This is a genomic window from Thiomicrorhabdus sediminis, assembly GCF_005885815.1.
GTDB classification, from domain to species: Bacteria; Pseudomonadota; Gammaproteobacteria; order Thiomicrospirales; family Thiomicrospiraceae; genus Thiomicrorhabdus; species Thiomicrorhabdus sediminis.
Map to the genome: position 1 here is coordinate 949,819 of NZ_CP040602.1, position 16,923 is coordinate 966,741.

Annotated in this window: 15 protein-coding genes; 9 read left to right on the top strand and 6 right to left on the bottom strand. The window is 46.0% G+C overall.

Features of this window, described 5'->3' with window-relative positions:
• Window positions 1–80 precede the first annotated feature (80 nt).
• The 5 genes from FE785_RS04330 to FE785_RS04350 form a co-directional block, all read right to left on the bottom strand.
• A complete protein-coding gene (locus FE785_RS04330) occupies window positions 81–1,010 on the bottom strand; it encodes a LysR family transcriptional regulator (RefSeq protein ID WP_138564593.1) in 930 nt (309 codons plus the stop codon).
• Between the two features lie 102 nt (window positions 1,011–1,112).
• Window positions 1,113–1,568 (bottom strand): hypothetical protein, encoded by a 456-nt coding sequence (locus FE785_RS04335; protein WP_138564594.1) that lies wholly within the window; start codon window positions 1,566–1,568, stop codon window positions 1,113–1,115.
• A gap of 26 nt (window positions 1,569–1,594) precedes the next feature.
• On the bottom strand, window positions 1,595–3,859 hold the full coding sequence (locus tag FE785_RS04340; protein WP_138564595.1) for a nitric oxide reductase activation protein NorD: 2,265 nt from the start codon (window positions 3,857–3,859) through the stop codon (window positions 1,595–1,597).
• A 193-nt stretch (window positions 3,860–4,052) separates the two neighbouring features.
• Complete coding sequence (locus FE785_RS04345) at window positions 4,053–4,853, bottom strand: CbbQ/NirQ/NorQ/GpvN family protein (RefSeq protein ID WP_138564596.1); 801 nt, start codon at window positions 4,851–4,853, stop codon at window positions 4,053–4,055.
• Between the two features lie 337 nt (window positions 4,854–5,190).
• Complete coding sequence (locus FE785_RS04350) at window positions 5,191–6,591, bottom strand: ribulose-bisphosphate carboxylase (protein WP_138564597.1); 1,401 nt, start codon at window positions 6,589–6,591, stop codon at window positions 5,191–5,193.
• A gap of 188 nt (window positions 6,592–6,779) precedes the next feature.
• Here FE785_RS04350 and FE785_RS04355 point away from each other — a divergent pair, with 188 nt between their 5' ends.
• A complete protein-coding gene (locus FE785_RS04355; protein ID WP_138564598.1) occupies window positions 6,780–7,670 on the top strand; it encodes a LysR family transcriptional regulator in 891 nt (296 codons plus the stop codon).
• Window positions 7,671–7,749: 79 nt separating this feature from the next.
• The gene (locus tag FE785_RS04360; protein ID WP_138564599.1) at window positions 7,750–9,195 is read left to right on the top strand and encodes a cryptochrome/photolyase family protein; all 1,446 of its coding nucleotides are present in this window, start codon (window positions 7,750–7,752) and stop codon (window positions 9,193–9,195) included.
• A 22-nt stretch (window positions 9,196–9,217) separates the two neighbouring features.
• Here FE785_RS04360 and FE785_RS04365 read toward each other — a convergent pair whose 3' ends face one another.
• Window positions 9,218–10,192, bottom strand: coding sequence for a YbgA family protein (locus tag FE785_RS04365; protein ID WP_138564600.1), 975 nt, complete (start codon window positions 10,190–10,192; stop codon window positions 9,218–9,220).
• Between the two features lie 180 nt (window positions 10,193–10,372).
• Between FE785_RS04365 and FE785_RS04370 the strand changes: the two genes are divergently transcribed.
• The 7 genes from FE785_RS04370 (at window position 10,373) to FE785_RS04400 (ending at window position 16,884) form a co-directional block, all read left to right on the top strand.
• Window positions 10,373–11,041, top strand: coding sequence for a cupin domain-containing protein (locus FE785_RS04370; protein ID WP_138564601.1), 669 nt, complete (start codon window positions 10,373–10,375; stop codon window positions 11,039–11,041).
• Between the two features lie 174 nt (window positions 11,042–11,215).
• The gene (locus FE785_RS04375) at window positions 11,216–12,202 is read left to right on the top strand and encodes an ABC transporter substrate-binding protein (RefSeq protein WP_238696369.1); all 987 of its coding nucleotides are present in this window, start codon (window positions 11,216–11,218) and stop codon (window positions 12,200–12,202) included.
• A 112-nt stretch (window positions 12,203–12,314) separates the two neighbouring features.
• Window positions 12,315–13,322 (top strand): fatty acid desaturase, encoded by a 1,008-nt coding sequence (locus FE785_RS04380; protein WP_238696371.1) that lies wholly within the window; start codon window positions 12,315–12,317, stop codon window positions 13,320–13,322.
• Between the two features lie 16 nt (window positions 13,323–13,338).
• Entirely contained in the window at window positions 13,339–14,121 is a 783-nt protein-coding gene (locus tag FE785_RS04385) for an N-acyl homoserine lactonase family protein (RefSeq protein ID WP_138564602.1), read from the top strand.
• A gap of 8 nt (window positions 14,122–14,129) precedes the next feature.
• Window positions 14,130–14,978 carry a sugar phosphate isomerase/epimerase family protein gene (locus FE785_RS04390; RefSeq protein ID WP_138564603.1) on the top strand — a complete coding sequence of 283 codons (849 nt, stop codon included), beginning with the start codon at window positions 14,130–14,132 and terminating at the stop codon, window positions 14,976–14,978.
• Window positions 14,979–15,051: 73 nt separating this feature from the next.
• Window positions 15,052–15,948: a DMT family transporter gene (locus tag FE785_RS04395; RefSeq protein WP_138564604.1), complete on the top strand. Its 897-nt coding sequence runs from the start codon at window positions 15,052–15,054 to the stop codon at window positions 15,946–15,948.
• A gap of 144 nt (window positions 15,949–16,092) precedes the next feature.
• On the top strand, window positions 16,093–16,884 hold the full coding sequence (locus tag FE785_RS04400; protein ID WP_202978323.1) for a creatininase family protein: 792 nt from the start codon (window positions 16,093–16,095) through the stop codon (window positions 16,882–16,884).
• Window positions 16,885–16,923: the final 39 nt, after the last annotated feature.

The following is a 16,923-nucleotide window of genomic DNA, read 5'->3' on the forward strand; positions in this document are numbered from 1 at the left end:
CAGGATTGCCGTAGCTCTATTAAACGCAATCTAGTAAATCGGGTCAAGCTTTGCTATACGCTTTTTTTCGGGGTAAAGATTTACAGGTTAGGGCTGTAAATCTGTTTGATATGGGTTTCGATTGAAGCGCGGTTTAAAAACTCGATAAAGGCTAGCGCGACTGTCGAAAGCTGTGTGTTATTGTGAACAGCGTAGTACCAGTGTTTTTCGATTGGAAAATCACTAACATTCAAACGTATTAAGTGGCCGGTATGCTCTTCCAGACGGAAGGCATCGGTTGATAGAATACCGACACCCAGCCCGGCCATAATCGATTGCTTAATCGATTCATAACTGCTCAGTTCCATATAAGGTTCTAAGGTCAGACCGGCATCGGCAAAGACTTCATCAATCGCCTTGCGCACACTGGTTTCGGTTGTAGGCAGAATCAGATTTTGCTTTAACAAACTTTTTAAACTCAGTTTGGCGTGATCGTGCAGTCTTGAGTTCGGGTGGGCAACAACCGCTAGGGTGTGGTTGGCAAAAGGCTCAAATTTCGCATCGATATTTTCGATGACTCGACCGCTTATCACCAGTTCATGTTCTTGGTTTTGCAAGCTTTTGTGGGTGTCGGCCTTGCTTAAAATAGACAGCTTAGGTTTTACCTTAGGGTGTTCTTTTAAGAATTCGGCAATAATAAACGGTAGGAAGTATTTGCTTGCCGACACTCCGGCAATGACCAGGTCACCTTCAAGATTGTCGGTTTGAGCGGTGCGTAAGCGGGTGTTGAAGTCTTCGAAATCTTCCAACAGTATCTGAAATTGTTGATAGGTGGTTTCACCAATCGGGGTGAGGTAGACCTTGCGACCGACCACTTCAATTAAGGGGTCTCCAATCGATTCGGCGAGTTTTTTCAATTGGCTGGATACCGCCGGTTGAGATATGCTCAGTTCTTTAGCGGCTTTGGTAAAGCTTTTGTGACGGGCTACCGTGGCAAACAGACGAATTTGATTAAAGGTTATATTGAGCATAATTTTTCACTATCCAAGCGCTCTAGAGCGAATGTTATGTACTTATTTGGCGTTAATGGAAGTCATTCTACTAACTCTAGTGATTGAGTAAAGAAAAATAAATTAAAACCAGTTTTGATTGGAAAGGGCATTATGGTTTGCCCGAGAGTGTTTGTGGGGTTGTCCTTGCTGACCGAGTTCATAAGCGGCCTTAAGTGCTTTGGCGATGTCAGGGTTGGCTTTCAGGTCCAATTGATGGTCTTCGGCAATGACTTGTAGAAAAGCATCGGCGCCTACTTGAAGGTAAGTCTCCAGAAATTGTTCCACGCGCATTGGCAGCTCGGTAATGGTCGATGCAATGCGTGACTGGAAGCCAATGACTTCAATCTCACTGGATTCCAACATTTCGAATTTATAGGAGATAACGTCCAAGTTATTCAACTTCGCAATACGGTTTGGCAGCTGTTGCAAAAACAGGTCGAAATCGGCAAATGACGCCGGTAAATCGATATCGGCTTGGTAGCAAAAGGTTTCGCCACGAAAATCGAATTTTGCCTGAACCTTAATAGTGGATTTCATCTGCCGTTCCTTTTTCTTGCCAAGTCTTAGTGCGTCAATTTCATAAATACCTGTGGCAACTGCTCCGGCAGTTTTTCCACATCGTCAATCACTGTATAGTGGCTATCGAAGATGGTTTCAACATACTCGTCAGCATTGGGATCCAAAGTGATGCAGTAAGAGTAAATGCCTTTGCCCTTTAGCTCTTCCACCGCTTTATGGGTGTCGTGAATCAGCATCTTCGGGTCTTTGGCATCGATATCCGCCGGTTCGCCGTCGGTCAAGATCAGCATCAGTTTTTTCTCCGCTTCCTGCGCTTCAAGATAGTGTGCCGCATGACGCATGGCGGCTCCCATGCGTGTCGAATAAGACGCTTCCATCGCGGCAATACGAGCCTTAACCTCATCGGTATAGCGCTCCGAATAGCCTTTGATGTGTTGGTAACGTACGTCATGGCGGGTATCCGAACTGAAACCGGCAATGGCGAATTTATCACCGAGCTTATCCACTGTCCAAGACATAATCGCCAAGGCTTCCTGGGATAATTCAAGCAAGGTCTGGCTACCGCCTTCAACACGTTCATTCAACGATTGAGAGGTATCCACCAGCAACATCACCGCGATATTTCGACTGTCGGTGGTGTGGCTGTAGTTGATACGCGGATCTGGTGCCTGGCCGCTCTTGAAATCGATAATCGAACGCAATGCGACATCCAAATCAAGCTCTTCGCCTTCTTCTTGGAAGCGGATGCGTTTCTTGTTCTGCGGTTTGAGCATCTCGATCATCTTTTTCAGGCGTTTGGCGAGGCCATCGTGCTTATCCATCAAGCTATCGATTTTTGCGACATTACCACTTGGGTGCAGGCGCTCGTAAACCGTCGCCCAATCAGGTCGATAGCTTTCCGACAGGTAATCCCACTCGTCATAGTGACGGGGTGGCAGGCTGTTACCGTCATCGACCACTCGGTCTTCCGGCTCATACTCATTGGTATCGATCTCATCCGGCTCATCGTACTCTTCATAATAGAACCAGATACAACGGTTATCATCGCGGTAGGAGACTTCGGTATTGTCGAAGAAAATATCCGGTAAACTGTCCGAGCTCTGCTTACGGGTTTTGACATAGAAATCAATTCCCAATTCGAGCATATCGGCCGAGGTCGAGTTTTCACCTTTCTCTTGCATGACGGCATGAAAACGCTGACGAAAATCTTCCAGTAACGGGTTTTCCGGATCGAAGTTTTCATCGAGCAACGCTCGGGATAAACGGGTCGCACGATAACGTAGACATGACTGTTTTGAATCGTCACAAGCACCTTTTTCAGGGTAAGGGTGCAGATCCAAAAACAGTTTTTTCAGACCCGGATAACGTTGAATCGCCAGATACTCGACACGACAGTCTTCAAAAATCGAGACAAACAGTTGCATGTGTGGCGCATAGTTATCGGCCATTAGCTGACCGGACCAAGTCTTATGCGCCATCATATGCGCCAGAGTGGCACGGTAACGATCTAGTCCACTCACGCCATTGTCTTCGGTATAGACGTCCGGTACGGCAATAATATGATCGTCCAGATAAGGCACCGGTTTACGCAATTGGTCAAAAGCGGTCGCAAACGTCTGGAATGGTAAATCCACTTCCCACATACACTCTTTCAGCATATTCAAATGACGTTCGACATCCTTGAAGGTGGTGCCTTTGCGTTCACGAGTGATAATGCTGCGTGCATCTTGTGACTCAAGCTGGAAATAGGCAATCTGTTCTTCCGGAGCATTCAGGTAATTGCGCGCACCATAATCAATAAAGTTGCGGATACCATTCAGACACAGCTTAGAGATCAGTTGTGGCATGGATTCCAATAAAGGTACCATTCCCGGGCTTTCATGGATAGAGTGATGGCCATGAATGACGGTCTGGGTTTTATCGATATATTCTTCAAGAATATCGAAATAAGTTTGTAATTCCTCAACCGTATCGATACGGCGACAAATACTGCTTAAAGAATTTAAAAACGGAATTAACGCCTTTTTATTCGGGCTGCGCGCCAATTGATAAGAATAATCAGCGACCATTTTCATGGTTCCACGCCCGATATGACGTGCGATTTCCGGCATGATTTCAAGATAAATCAATACCGGCTCAACGCCCATACCGATTTTACAGATGAAATTGGCGCCATCCATATAGGCCTTAACGCCTTCCGGTGACAAGGTGTTATGGGCATCAATAATACAAGCAGGGAAGACCTCTTTGGCCTGCGGGAATCCGCAAGTGAATTTCTGCTGATATTCGGCTAATAATTCTTCATTCATAATTAAACTCTTGCGTTTAAGATGAGAGTTTTAAAAAGCTTTAACTTCTTAATTCTTGTAAATAGGTAATTGCTTCTTTGAAAATGTTGTTTTTGAGTGCTGTGCAAAGCCAGCTAAGGGAGTGTGCATTAAGCACACGACCGAAGCCAATGCCGCACAGAGCTTAAAAACGGCAGAATTCAAAAAAAGTAATTTAGCCGAAGATTAGGGTGATGGCGTTATCTAGCGTTTCGCGAATATCCGCATCATCGGTAATCGGACGCACCAATGCCATCTTACAAGCTTCAACCGGGTCGATGCCTTTGTTGATCAATGTCGCGGCATAAACCATCAAACGAGTAGAGATACCTTCATCCAAACCATGACCTTTCAGGTTACGAGCGGTTTCACCGATCTGCACCAGTTTCTTCGCGGTTTCTTCGTTAACACCACCTTCTTTTTGCAGGATATGAGCTTCGGTTTGTGCATCGGCGTAATCAAAATCAAGTGCACAGAAGCGTTGTTTGGTGGATTGCTTAAGGTCTTTCATTAGCGACTGATAACCTGGGTTATAGGAGATAACCAATTGGAAATCAGGATGCGCTTTGATCAGTTCCCCTTTTTTATCCAAAGACAATTCACGACGATGGTCGGTTAAGGCGTGGATAACAACCATCGTGTCTTGACGTGCTTCAACAATCTCATCCAAATAACAGATAGCGCCGTAACGAGCGGCCATAGTCAAAGGACCATCAACCCAGCGGGTACCGTTGGCATCCAATAGGTAACGACCGACTAAATCCGAAGCGGTAATATCTTCGTTACAAGACACGGTGATGATCGGCTTGCCCAGTTTCCATGCCATATGTTCAACAAAGCGAGACTTACCGCAACCTGTCGGGCCTTTTACCATGACCGGTAGACGAGCGTCATAAGCGGCTTGATAAAGTTCAACTTCGTTTGACTGCGCATCGTAAAAAGGTTCGTTATCGATTTTATATTGTGAAATATCCATGGTCTGTCCCTTTGTCCTGTGAAGCAAGGTGGTTTGGAAAAAATGTCATTAAAAGTAAATTCAATTTAAGTTCTGCTTTTTAAGCGGCATGGCTTAAGACAAAACTGAAATGGTATTTACCTTAAACAAAGTAAGGTTTGGGAAGGGGAGTAAAAACCCCGCCAAAAAAAGCGGGGTTTTTCTAGGTATCAATATAAGAATTGATAGTCAAAGTTGCCTAATGGGTGATGAGAGCGAGGCGGTAAAAGGAACCGGAGCAGAATGTATGTTGATACATGAGCAACGGAAGCGATTTGCCAACAAAGCTATCGTGCCAATTAGGCGGCTTTGGCATCAATTACTTGTGTACACCTAGTTTCTCGCGCCACTCTGGGAAGATCTTGTCCGCATCGTGTGGGAAAGACTCGAATGCGCGAGCAAATTCTGGGTGCTCTTTCGCGTATTCGATTGGGTCTGCACCAGTCTTCCAGCAGTCGTATGCCTGACCTAGAGATAGACCACCAGCCGCTGGGCTGTCGATGTGACCGAATGAACCACCACCACAAGTGTTGATTACGTTACCGTGACCTAGGTTCTCGAAGAAACCAGGTAGACGTAGCGCGTTCATACCACCAGAGATGATTGGCGTAGTCGGCTTCATACCGTGCCACTTCTGGTAGAAGTAAGTACCTTGACACTCATCACGCTCAAGCATGTAAGCTAGTACGCGCTCATCACCGTGGCCTTCCATCTTACCGTAACCCATAGTACCAGTGTGGATACCAGAAGCACCCATCAAACGAGCAAGCTTCATGTAACATAGTGGATCCATACCCATAGGTGACTTATAAGAAGTCAAAGCACCGTGACCTGCGCGGTGGAAGTGTAGGTAAGTATCTGGGAATGCACGACGACATGTTGTTACACCAGCAGGACCGGTTACGAAACCGTCAACAAGGAAAGCAACGTGCTTTTCGTTACCGTACTTAGCGAACTGTTCCAGGATGTAGTCACCACGCTTGATCATTTCACCGTGGAAGTCAGCTGTCACGTTCGCAGAGAACAATTTAGCCTGACCAGTCGCTTGCTGCGCGCGATCCATAGTTTCAGCAACCATAGGAATAACAGTTTCCATTGGGCAGAAATCCTGGTTAGCTTGAGGCTCATCGTTCTTGATGAAATCACCACCTAGCCAGAAGTCATAACAAGCTTTCGCAAATGGCTCAGGACGTAGACCTAGTTTAGGCTTGATGATAGTACCAGCGATGTAACCACCGTCTTTTTCTGGACGGCCTAGCACTTTCCATAGGTCAGAAATGTCAGTAGCTGGACCGTCGAAACGCTTGATCATTTTCTCAGGAACGTAGAAGTCCAACATACGTAGACCAACGTGATCACCCATACCCTGGTTGTTACCTAGGATCAAAGACCACATGTGAGAAACGTTGTAGTGACCATCGATCAAGTTAGGATCGAATAGGTCAACAGGGTAAGCGATCTTCATCAGACCACCTTTGTCACCAAAGGCCGCTTCGTCGATTTCATAAACCAGTGCGTCAACACCACGTGTGAAATCATCAGTAGTAGAAACTTCTACGTTAGTACCTGTTGAAGATTCCGCTGCAACGTGAGCAGCAACTTCTAGAAATCCGTAACCAGTAGCTGGTTTTAGGCGGTATGCAACAAGTAGGTGGTTATCATCAGCGATAAGCTTGTCTTCTTGTAGCGCTAAGTCAGCGTAACGATTCGACTGATCCATTATTTAATCCTTTCGGTTATTAATCATAAGTGTTCTATGAGGAGAACATAGAGTTCTGAAATTTCAGATGGGCGTAGTTTATTTGGGTTTTTGATATAAGTAAAATTCTATCTTTATATTAAGATAATAACCAAATGGTTATGCTAGAATATAGGCCATCGTTTTTAGGGAGTTAGGCGGATACATTTATGCAAATCACTTTGCGCCAATTAAAAGTGTTTATTAAGGTGTCGGAATTGCTCAGTTACACCAAGGCTGCCGAGCAGCTATATATGAGTCAGCCGGCGGTTTCCAAGCAGGTCAAGCATCTTGAAGAGCAAGTCGGCATGGCTCTGTTCGAGCAGGTCGGTAAAAAGATATTCCTGACCGAAGCCGGACAGGAGTTGAAAAAGTATGCCGAGGCGATACTTAACCAAGTGGCTGAAGCCAAAGCGCATTTGATTGAGATGCGCGGAGGCTATAGTGGTAGCTTAAAGGTCGCGGTTGCCACCACCGCCAGTTCTTTTGCCATTGATATGCTCGGCCAGTTCCGACAGCTGTACCCTGAGGTGGATATCGAATTCGAGGTGAGCAACCGTCAAACGCTGCTGCAAAACCTGGAAAACAATCTGGTCGATTTTGTCATTATGGGGGTTCCGCCTGAAAACCATCAATTCCAGGCGGAACCTTTTATGGATAACCCTTTGGTTTTTATTGCGCCAAACAATCATAAGCTGGTCGGTCGCAAGGTGAACATTGAAGAGCTTAGTAAAGAGCCCTTGGTGGTTCGAGAAGAAGGTTCGGGAACCCGTCAGGCGATGGAGAAGTTTTTTCAGAGCAAGCATTGCAGCTTCAATATCGGTACTTTGTTTAATTCCAACGATTCAATCAAAAGTGCGGTGATTTCCGGGCTGGGAGTGGGGCTGGTTTCAGTGCATACCATTCAGTCTGAACTGGAATACAATAAATTGGTTATACTGGATGTGGAAGGTGCGCCGATCAAACGCTCTTGGTATCTGGTGCAACACAAAGATAAGCGTCTATCTTTGATTGCTGAAACTTTTCAGAAGTTTATTTTGGAAAATGCCGTTTTAAAATAAAGAAATACGCTAAATCCATTTAAAACCGACTGCCAAGCCCATTACAATAGTGGTTATAAGTGAATAGTTGGGTTTTGTTATGACCACTCTGGTTTGGCTGCAAAGAGAGTTACGCATTGATGAGTTACCGGCTTTACAGTCGGCGTTGGAAAACGATGGCTCGGTCATCGTCGCGTATTTTCATGATGATAGGTTTCAGGTTGGGCAAGCCAATAGCGCTTGGCTGGCACAGAGTTTACTGACGCTTAAACAAGACTATGAAAGACGCGGCGGTGAGCTTTGGCTGGTGGCAGGGGATTTTTCTTCCTCTTTAGATGAACTGATTGAGCGGTTTGCTATCAAGCAGATCAACTACTCCTATCAGGTAGGCGAGCCTTTTGTTGCCATGCAGCAGATTGCCTTGCAGGTCTGTCAGAAACACCAAATAGCCTTGCAACCGTTTTATTCCGAGTTTCTGTTTCAGCCCGAGCAAATGCTCAATTTGCAAAATAAACCCTATCTGGTCTTCACACCTTTTTATAAGTCGCTGAGTAAAAAGCGATTCCAGATCACCCCTTTGTCAGCGACCCAAAAAGATCTGTCGGCAACGGCCAACATTGCGGTGCCGAAAAATCATGCGGTCTTGCCTGAATCCTTACAGCGTTTGTTGGATCAGCCGTGGGCGCAAAAAGTGATGGCGCATTGGTCGGTTGGGGAAAAACAGGCATGGCAGCATGCCGAGCAATTTATTGCCAATCACTTAGAAAGCTATCTTGAAGAACGTGATTTTCCTTCGATTGCGGCGACCAGTTGTTTATCGGCGCCTTTACATTTTGGTGAATTAACCCTAAAGAGCCTCTATTTTTATATGCTGGTGCGCATTGAAAACGGTCAATTAAACGAAGAGTTTGCGATGGGTTGGTTTAGGCAGTTGGTCTGGAAGGAGTTTGCCAGACATCTGCTTTATTGGTTTCCACAGTTGCAAACCGAACCGTTTCAAACCAAATACGCGCAAATGCAGTGGGATCAGCGGGCCGATATTATGATGCGCTGGCAGCAAGGCTTAACCGGTATTCCGATTATCGATGCGGGTATGCGTGAGCTTTGGCAAACGGGCGTGATGCATAATAGGGTGCGTATGCTGGTTGCCTCTTTATTGACCAAAAACCTAAATCAGCATTGGTTGGCCGGTAAACAATGGTTTGATGATACCCTGGTCGATGCCGATCCGGCCAATAATATTATGGGGTGGCAGTGGGTCGCTGGTTGCGGTGTTGATGCCGCACCTTATTACCGCTTATTCAACCCGGTGACACAAAGCCTCAAGTTCGATGCTAAAGGGCGCTATCTGCGTAAATGGTTGCCGGAATTGGCGGCCTTGAGTGATAAGGCGATTCATGAACCTTGGAATCATGCCATGGAGTGTCAGATGAAAGGCATAACCTTGGGAGAGCAATATCCTCACCCGATGGTCGACTTGCAGCAGAGTCGCAAACAGCATTTAGAGCGCGTTGAGCTGCTCAAGCAAATCAACGCAACTTCTTAAATCCGCAGACAAGTGTTGTTTATTAACGGTAAGCGGTGATTTTGGAACGCAATGCCAAATCCGCCGGGTAAGGATGGAAAAACACTTGGGTTTCGAGGTATTCGGAACCGTAATGTTTTAAAAATTGCTCCAATACCTTGATTACTGCAATCAACGGAACGATGCCTTGCATAAATTCTTCCACCGTTTCATGGTAGTGGGTTTTTTCCGCCTCGGTAATCTCGTTTTTGAAATAACCGTAGATATGGTCAAGTGTATTGCGCATGTGGCCTTTTTTTGTGCGGTAGGATAACAGTGCAAACAGATCCTCTTGATATTGAGCAAGGCATTCATCCAAATTGTGTTTGCGCGTCGTCGCCACCAAAGCACCTAGGCGGCGATAGATTTCTTCATTTTTGGAAAGTAGCAGATATTTGTGGTCGCGATGAAATGCCTGCAACTTGGCAACGCTTGGCTCCTTATTAAGGAATTCGCGCCAGCGAGCCGAAGTAAAAGCTTGTAGCATAAAATTCTCTCTTAGCCAGGCATCGCTCAAACGTCCTTCTTCCTCGACGGCCAAATGCGGCATGGCGGTCACCAAGTCATTGGTGAATAGTCCGGCGCGCATCGGGTCTTTTGAGCCGTGCCATTCTCCACTGGGCTGATAGACCTTGATGCGCTCCAAACCACAGCTTGGTGAACGAGACTTTACAATCGCACCATCCAGTTGCTTGTCGACAAATTTGGGGATGATTTTATCGTTATAGGCTTGCAGGCCTTCTGTATAGTCTGTGTTCGATTTGGGGGCGACCACATGCACTTCATTGCCTATGCCAACCAGGCGCACCGTTTCTCGTGGCGTGCCGATTACCGCCGCTTCCGGGCAGAAAGGATAGAAGTCGGCGTATTTGGCCAGTTGTTTATTGACAAAATCATCCTGAGCATGGCCGCCGTTATAGCGACACTCTGTACCGCGTAAGCAGTCGGAAACAGCGATTTTAATACGAGGAAATTCCATAGCGACTCCAGAAAATAAAATATGCAAAGCCGATTTATAATTATCTAAGTTTAACGCTTAAATGTATTGGGCCTGAATGTTATTGTATATGACTATCGATAAACTTAAACCGTCGTTGTTCGTTGTTATGGTTTTTGATGTGGTTGTGTGCGGTAAATGCTTTGAATAGAGGGTTGAGTTATGAGTAAGAGTGATTCAGAAGTGAATTTGGCAATGGACTTAGCGAAAAAGGTGGTTGTCCATACTGCTGACATGCCTTGGCAGGGTAGCCCATCTGACGGTGTTTTGCGTAAGCCTTTGGAGCGAGAAAACCAAGAAAGCGGGCGCACGACCAGTATTGTTCAATTCATGCCGGGAGCGTCATTCAGACCACATGCTCATCCTCTTGGAGAAGAAATCTTGGTATTGGAAGGCGTGTTCAGTGATGAAAGCGGCGATTTTCCTGCGGGTACCTATTTCAGAAATCCGCCTGGTACATCGCATCAACCTTTTTCAGAGCAAGGCTGTACCTTATTGGTCAAGCTTGATCAGTTCGATCCTGAAGACCAAGAGCCGGTAAAGGTCCAAACCGACTTTAACCCTGTCAGTCCCGGTATTGGCAATCTGCGGGTAATGGGGTTGCATCAATTTAAAACGGAAAGTTGTGCGCTGGTGTTTTGGCCTGCAGGTGAGGTTTTTCAAGCGCATCGCCACTGGGGCGGTGAAGAGATTTTCGTTATCTATGGTGAGCTGATCGATGAGCACGGTCGTTATCCGCAAGGAACCTGGTTGAGAAGTCCACATTTGAGTGAGCATTTTCCCTATGTCGAGCAGGACACTTTGATTTGGGTAAAAACCGGGCATTTGTAATGTTCCAATAAGGTGCGGGTTTTGTTTTTATCTGGTTCGATATTATTCTTTTTTTTATGTTTTCTATTCTTTACTCCTAATTATTTCCTATAAAAAGGCAATTCCTGAAAGTTGGCATTATCGGTGCTAATGGGTTATTACGGTTTTATTAATTAGTAATAATTGGAGCAGGAAATGAAGTCTAAGTTTGTATCAAAGACATTTAGTGTGATTGCTGGTTTAGCAATGAGTGCCATGACATGGCAAGCGAATGCCGCGGAACCTTTGAAGATCGGTTACAGCGATTGGCCTGGATGGGTTGCTTGGGAAGTGGCAATCCAGAAAGATTGGTTTAAAGAAGCCGGTGTGGATGTCAAATTCGAATGGTTCGACTATGTCGCTTCTATGGATGCTTATGCGGCAGGTCAGTTGGATGCGGTTGGTATGACCAATGGTGATGCATTGGTAACCGGCTCTACTGGTGCGCCAAGCACAATGATCTTAATCAACGACTACTCTAACGGTAACGATATGGTCGTTGGTCAGCCTGGTATTGAATCAATCAAAGATTTAAAAGGTAAAAAAGTCGGTGTTGAGGTCGGTTTCGTTGGACACCTTTTACTGCTTACCGGTCTGGAAGCCAACGGCATGTCTGAATCAGACGTGACTTTGGTGAATGTTCCAACGAATGAAAGCCCTCAAGTATTGGCTTCAGGTGAAGTGGATGCGATTGTGGCATGGCAGCCAAGTTCTGGGCAAGCACTTAAATTGGTACCAGGTTCTAAAGCGATTTTCACATCAGCTGACAAACCGGGGATTATCTTCGACGGTCTTTCTGTAAACCCTGCAAGCTTGGCTGAGCGTCGTGATGATTGGAAGAAAGTGGTTGATGTTTGGTACAAAGCTATCGACTTTATCAATGATCCTAAAACAACAGATGAAGCGGTTGAGATCATGGCTTCCCGTGTCGGTCTGACCGCGGCTGAGTATAAGCCATTCCTTAAGGGAACTAAGCTACTGACTTTGGAAGAAGCGAAAGCGGCTTATACCAAAGCGGATACGCTTGAATCAATCTACGGTTCTTCAAAGGTCTCTGACGATTTCAACGTTGCTAACAAAGTTTACGATGCTCCACAAGATATCGAATCATACTTTGACGGGTCTTTGACCAACGCAATGTAAACCTTATATAAACTTTCCTCGTTTATAGTCTTTCAGCCTTCTTTTGAAGGCTGTTTTTTTGTCCAGACCTAATTCGAATTAAAGCCAGTTGTTGCTGACAAAGGAGTTGTTTGTGTTATCTCGACTGTTTCGACATAAAGATGCGCTATGGCCTACGCTTGCAGTGATAGGTTATATCCTGCTGACTTATCTATCAGGCTGGATGTTGGCGTTGACTGATAATCCATGGCTGGCGCTTTTGGCTGTGCCCTTATTGGCACATGCTATGGTCATCGCCGCTTATATGGTTCACGAAGCTGCGCACATGGCGGTCTTCAAGGACAAAAAACATAACCGTTGGTTCGCCGAGTGTATGCTCTGGATTTGCGGTATGAACTATTCCAGTTTTGACGACATCGCCCATAAACATAACCGCCATCATTCCGATCGAGCCGATATCGTGTCATTTGATTTTCGTCCCAAGCTGGCCAATCACCCTAAATTTCTGCGATTGTTGCAGATCTTGGAATGGTTTTATATTCCAGCACTGGAATTGATGATGCATGCTTTGGTGGTTATTTTGCCGTTTATCAAACCAGATCGTAAGCAACGCCGAACCAGAGTCATCGTTGTCAGCTTGGTACGCGTGTCGTTGTTCAGCTATTTGATTTATTTGTCCTTAGCGGTGTTATGGGTCTATCCGTTGGCGTATCTGCTGTTTTTAACGGTCATGCGTTTTATGGATGTGCATCAGCACACCTATGAGCTTTATGAAACGCTGGATCAAAAACGCGGTCCGGAAGCGCGTCTGCGCGATAGGGCTTTTGAAAGCCATAATACCTATTCCAATTTGCTCTCGGTGTCCTATCCGTGGCTAAACCTATTGGTGCTTAACTTTTGTTATCACAATGTGCATCACGATAAACAGCTCGAGCCTTGGTATCGTCTGCCAAAACTGCACCAACAGTTATACGGTGACAATACCGAGCAGTTATTGACCTTTAGGCATCTTGTGAAAAGTTTTCATAAATACCGTATACCGAGAATGCTCAATGCCGACCCGATTGATCTGAATGTCAAAAAAGATGAAGGCGAGAGTTTTATCGGTGTCGATGGCGTTTCGTTTTTGACGGCGCATTAACAAACAGGGTGGAATTATGACTAAGGTGAAAAAATTCTGGCCGATTCTGACCGGAACACATTTATATGAAAAGACGCTTTCTACCCGTAATGTCGGGCATGGCGAGCTGATCAAAGCGCCGATTCTGGCGTATTTGATCGAAACCTCTCAGGGGCGCATTTTGTTTGATGTCGGTTGTGACTATAAAAAAATCAATCAGCCGGATTTAAGAAAACATTATTACGAACACGACGGCTTTGAGTTCGGCCCGCCGCAAATGGAAGAAGCGCAGCGCCTGCCGAATAAACTGGAGATTTTGGGCTTGCAACCGACCGATATTGATATGGTGTTTTGCAGTCATCTGCATTTCGATCATGCCGGTGGCCTATGTGAGTTTTGTGGTGCTGAGGTGCATGTTCACGCCAAAGAGTTGGCGGCGGCCAAGGAGCCGGCGGATGACGCTTATTTTGCCGATGACTTCGAGTTACCGTTAAACTGGAAGCTGCAAACAAAAGAGTACTCTCTTGTCGAAGGGGTGGATGCCATTGAAACTCCGGGGCATACCGCTGGACATATGTCATTGTTGATTGAACTGCCAAAAGGCTCGCCAATCCTGTTGGCCGGTGATGCCGCCGATTTACAAGAGAATATTGATAAAGAAATCGCTCCGGGATTATGTTGGCAGGATAATGAATCTTTGGCGATAGCCAGTATTCAAAAACTCAAACAGATAGCCGAGAAAAAACATGCCGATTTATGGCCGAACCATGACTGGGAGTTTTTTCAAAGACACGATATTTTCCCGCGTTATTTTCGGTGAGAACAACTATGCAGCTACGCACCTTTAAAACTCTTTGGGGTAACCAACTCAGTATTCAAGATGCCTGTGAACAGGCGCGCTTGGCGAGCTTCGATGGTATAGAAGGCCAAGCACCCAGATATCAAGAGCACCGTCTGTTATGGTTGGATGCCTTGTCTTACAACCATTGTCAGTATATTGCCGAGATTGTCACAGGTGGCGACTATGTGCCCGACAGACAGTGGACGATGCAGCAGCATCTGGATGACCTTGCCGAGCAACTGGATAATGCGGCTTTATTGAAACCCATATTCGCCACCGCTATCACCGGTTGTGACGCTTGGAGTCTAGAGCAGAATATCGAGTTCTTCGCAAAAGCGATGGATTTGGCCAGAGAGCGCAATATGACATTGAGTTTTGAAACCCATCGCAGTCGCAGTTTATTTACTCCATGGGTTACCGAAGCGATTGTCAAAGCCTTGCCGGAGATTAAACTCACTTTGGATATCAGTCACTGGTGTGTGGTTTGTGAAAGATTGATGGATAGCGAAATCCAGACCTTGCAGGCGATTGTCGATAATGTGCATCACATCCATGCCAGAGTCGGCTATGATCAAGGGCCACAGGTACCTGACCCCAGAGCGCCGGAATATGAAGACGCTTTGGCTTCTCATGAAAGAATCTGGCAGATGGTGTGGACCGAACAACTCAATAACAATCATGCTATCAGTACCTTAACCCCTGAGTTTGGCCCGGATGGCTATTGTCATCTGCAACCCTATACTCAGCAACCGGTAGTCGATATCTGGGAAGTGAATCGCTGGATGAATATTCACCAGCAACAACACTTCAAAGCTTTTATGGATGTCAATTTATGACGAATTTACAGGGCAGGTCAATGATGACAATCTATCTTTTGCTTTGTTCTGGGCTGTCAGGAGAAATGAATTAATGCAATCTATCGCAGTTTGGACTTTATTGGGCGCGTCCATCTTATGGGGCATGACCTGGCTACCGTTGAAATATCTACATCAGTTAGGTTTTGACGGCATTCTTATTACGCTTTGGGTGTATCTATTGATGTTTGCCTTGGCGATGCCTTTCGTCTGGCGTTACCGAGCTTATATCACTCCACACTGGAAGCCTCTGCTTGGAGTGATGTTGCTTGGTGGTGGAGCGCAACTGGCATTCAATACCTCAATGATATACGGCGATGTGATTCGTGCCATGGTATTGTTTTATCTGATTCCGCTCTGGGGTGTTTTAGGCGGTCGAATCTTTCTTGGCGAGCTCATTACACCGATTCGAGCGCTGGGCATGGTGCTTTCGGTATTTGGCGCCTTTTTGGTGGTTGGCGGGTTTGATGCGTTTGAATCACCACCTACCTGGATCGATGCCTTGGCTATCGCTTCGGGCTTTTTGTTTGCCATGAACAATATCACCTTTAGGGCTTCTACGGAAACGCCGGTAATGCTCAAGGTACCGTTTATGTTTTTAGGTGCGGTGCTATTTTCCACATTGGTGGTTATCGCCATGCAGGAACCTTTAATGCCGAGCGTTTCTGTGGATGCGTGGTGGATCTTGTTCGCCTATGCCGCGATTTGGATGATGCTGGCAAATTTGGCAACCCAGTGGGCGGTCACCAAAATGGAGTCGGGTAAGTCATCGATTATTCTGATTCTTGAATTGGTTACCGCCGTGGTTTCCGCGAGTTTGATTTTGGGAGAGACCATGAGTTTTTGGGAGATGGTCGGAGGCGGCTTTATTCTCTTGGCAGCCATGTTGGAAACCGTACCGCAAAATACGGGCAAAGAACGCACCAAAATGAATAATTTGGGTGCGCTATAAGCTTGATTTTGCGGGGGGCATTTTGAAATCTTGCTAAAATAGTCATAACCTTCTGTTTTAAAAGAAAAATTAAGCCTTCGGGCTTTTTTTTGTTTATATGGTATTACGAATTTTATAAAAAGTAATAATTTTAATGGGGTGTTTATGCAGTGGCATCTAATGACTTGGCCGGAAGTGGCAGAGTTCAGCCAAACGGATTCCGCCGCGGCATTATTGCCGGTTGGGGCAACCGAGCAGCACGGTCCGCATTTAGGCTGTGGTATGGATAGCGAGATTGCCGACCAATTAGCCAAAGTGGTTGGCGAGCTTACCGATATCGCGGTATTACCGACCTTGCCTTATGGTTGCTCGATAGGTCATTCCAAGCGTTGGCCAGGTACTATCGCCTTGCAGCCGAAAACACTGATCGATGTGGTTAAAGAAATTGGCGACTGGGTAGCCTATAGCGGCTTTAAACGTCTGTTTATCTTAAATAGTCATGTCTCCAATTTCGCGCCATTGCGTTGCGCCTTGGAAATGCTGCGTGCCGAGCACGACGATTTGAAGGTGGCGATTATCAATTCAGCCACGATCAGTGAACGGGTTCGCGCGCGCCATTTTGAAGATGCCGATGACTGGCACGCCAATGAAGCCGAAACATCGTTAATGATGGCGCTTACCCCTGAAATTGTGCGCGAAGATTTATTAACCGAAGCGGATGATCCGGACAGAACCGAGCAATGCGTGTTTTCACATCCGGTCAATCGCACCAGTTTGAACGGGGTGACCGGAAAACCGAGTTTGGCCAGTAAAGCCAAGGGAGAAGAGTTATTTCAATGGATGAGCGAAGATTTGCTCGCCAAAATCAACCAAGGGCTTAAGGAACAGGCGCCTTTGGATTATTCCTATCACCAATCATTAATCGACGACGCTGCCAACGAAGGTCGCAAACGTTAATCAAGTCAATAACTACGCGGATCGAATCAAGGAGATTTC